Annotated in this window: 3 protein-coding genes and 1 pseudogene; all 4 read left to right on the top strand. The window is 73.0% G+C overall.

Annotated features, from left to right (window positions below; genetic code table 11):
* Positions 1-383: pseudogene (locus tag AC27VN_RS38830) on the top strand (cobyrinic acid a,c-diamide synthase); the annotation flags it as partial.
* Positions 325-951, top strand: a complete 627-nt coding sequence (locus AC27VN_RS38825) for a bifunctional adenosylcobinamide kinase/adenosylcobinamide-phosphate guanylyltransferase (RefSeq protein WP_490880116.1) — start codon at positions 325-327, stop codon at positions 949-951. The pseudogene AC27VN_RS38830 and the gene AC27VN_RS38825, both read left to right, overlap by 59 nt.
* Positions 948-1,835 (top strand): ABC transporter substrate-binding protein, encoded by an 888-nt coding sequence (locus tag AC27VN_RS38820; RefSeq protein WP_490880115.1) that lies wholly within the window; start codon positions 948-950, stop codon positions 1,833-1,835. Before AC27VN_RS38825 ends, AC27VN_RS38820 begins: the two co-directional genes overlap by 4 nt.
* A partial coding sequence (locus tag AC27VN_RS38815) for an iron chelate uptake ABC transporter family permease subunit (RefSeq protein ID WP_490880114.1) occupies positions 1,835-2,466 on the top strand: 632 nt, incomplete at its 3' end. The genes AC27VN_RS38820 and AC27VN_RS38815, both read left to right, overlap by 1 nt.

Genomic DNA, 2,466 nt, shown 5'->3' with positions numbered 1-2,466 from the left:
TGGCGCTGTTCGACGAGATCGCCGTGCCCGGGGACGGCGACGACGCGGCGGTGCATGCGCTCTGGGGCCTGCTGCCCGGTCGCGTCACACTGCAGAAGCGGCTTGCCGGCCTCGGCCCGCAGGCGCTCGCGCTGGGCGCGCACACGCTGCGTGGCCATACCTTCCACTACTCGCGCTGCGAGACGCCGCTCGTGCCGGCCGCCCATTCGCGCCGCCCCCAAGGCACGGCCGGCGGCGAGGCGCTCTATGTGCACGGCCCCGTGCGCGCGAGCTACTTTCACGCCTGGTTCGCCTCCAGTCCCGAAGCCACCGCGCGGCTGTTCGATGCCGCGCCGCTCGAAACCGGGGCACCGGCTGCCCAGGAGCATCGCGTTGACGCCTGAACACGAATTCATCCTCGGCGGCCAGAAGAGCGGCAAGTCGCGCCGCGCCGAGCAGCGCGCGGCCGACTGGCTCGCGGTCGCGCCGAAGCAGCGCCGCGCGGTGCTGATCGCCACCGCGCAGGCGTACGACGACGAGATGCGCGAGCGCATCGTGCGCCACCAGGCCGACCGTGCCGAGCGCGTGCCGAGCCTGCGCACCATCGAGGAGCCGGTCGAGCTGGCGCGCGCCATCGTGACCCAGAGCGCGCCCGAGTCGCTGGTGCTGGTCGACTGCCTCACGATGTGGCTCACCAACCTGCTGATGCCGCTGCGCGGCGAGGGCGCGCGGCCGGTCTCGCGCACGCCGACCGCGCACATCAACCTGCTGCTGGGCGCGCTGCGCGATGCGCGCGGTCCCGTGGTGCTGGTGGGCAACGAAATCGGCCTGGGCGTGATCCCGCTGGGCCGCGAGACGCGCGCCTTCGTCGATGCGCTGGGCCGGCTCAACCAGGACGTGGCCGGTGTCTGCCACCGCGTCACCTTGATGGCCGCGGGCCTGCCGCTGACCCTGAAGGAGCCGGGCCGATGAAAGGCTTTCTCGTCGCCGCGCTGGCGGCACTGGCACTCGCCACGGGCCTGTGGTCGCCGCACGCGAGCGCGCTCGAAGTTGTCGACGAACGCGGCGTGGCCGTCGAGCTGCCGCAGCCGCCGCAGCGCATCGTGACGCTGCTGCCCTCGCTGACCGAATCGGTCTGCGCGCTCGGCGCCTGCGCGCGACTGGTCGGCGTCGACCGCTATTCGAATTCGCCCGCGCCGGTGCGTGGCCTGCCGCAACTCGGTGGCGGCATCGACCCCAATGTCGAGGCCGTGGTGGCGCTCAAGCCCGACGTGGTGCTGCTCGCCAAGTCCTCGCGCGTGACCGAGCGGCTCGAGGCGCTGGGCCTCAAGGTGCTGGTGCTCGAACCGAAGAACCATGCCGACGTGCGCCGCGTGCTCGGCAAGCTCGACCAGGTGCTCGGCACCCATGAGGCGCCGGCGGTCTGGCGCGCCATCGATGCGGCGGTGTCGGCCGCGGCGCAGTCGCTGCCCGCTGCCGCGCGCGGCGTGCGCGTGTACTTCGAGGTCAATAGCGGCCCGTATGCGGCCGGAGAGTCCTCCTTCATCGGCGAGACGCTGACGCGGCTGGGCGCCAGGAACATCGTGCCGGCGGCGCTAGGTCCCTTTCCCAAGCTCAACCCCGAATACGTGGTGCGCGCCAATCCCGACCTGATCATGGTCAGCGTGCGCAGCGCGCAGGGCCTGGAGCAGCGCCCGGGCTGGAGCACCATGCGCGCGGTGCGCGAAGGGCGCATCTGCCGCTTCACGGCCGAGCAGTCCGACGTGCTGGTGCGCCCCGGTCCGCGCATGGACGAGGCGGCGCGGCTGATGGCGCAGTGCCTGGGCGACAAGGCCAACAAGGGAGGCGCGCGCTGATGCCCGCGGGCCACCTGCGCCGCGTGGTGCTGTTCGGCCTCGCGCTGCTGGTGCTCGGCGCCGCCTTGCTGCTGCTCGGCCTGGGCATCGGCAGCACCGGCTTCGAGAGCTTCCTGTCGGCGCGCCACGACCCGGTCGCGCTGCAGATCGTCTGGGACATCCGGCTGCCGCGCACCCTCGGCGCCTGGCTCGCGGGCGCGCTGCTCGGGCTGGCCGGCGCGGTGGCGCAGGGGCTGTTCCGCAATCCGCTGGCCGATCCCTTCCTGCTCGGCAGCGCCTCGGGCGCCTCGCTGGGCGTGGCGCTGGCGCTGCTGTTCTTCGGCGGCTCGGCCGCCAGCGCGCAGTGGGTGGTGCGGCTGGGCCTCACGGGCGCGGCCTTCCTCGGTTCGATGGCGGCCGTGATGCTCACGCTGCTGCTCGCGCGCGGCGTGCAACAGACCCTGCGGCTGCTGCTCGCGGGCGTGATCGTCGGCGTGGTGCTGGGCGCGATGAAGGACCTGATCACCATCGCCTCGGCCGACATCCTGCAGGCGATCCAGGGCTTCACGCTTGGCAACACCGGCCTGGTCGGCTGGAGCGCCTGCGCCGTGATGGCGCTGGCCTGCGCACTGTGCCTGCTGCTGGCCTGGGC

Source organism: Variovorax sp. 20P10.2.4 (assembly GCF_058244205.1).
This window is presented reverse-complemented; position numbering and strand designations above follow the sequence as displayed.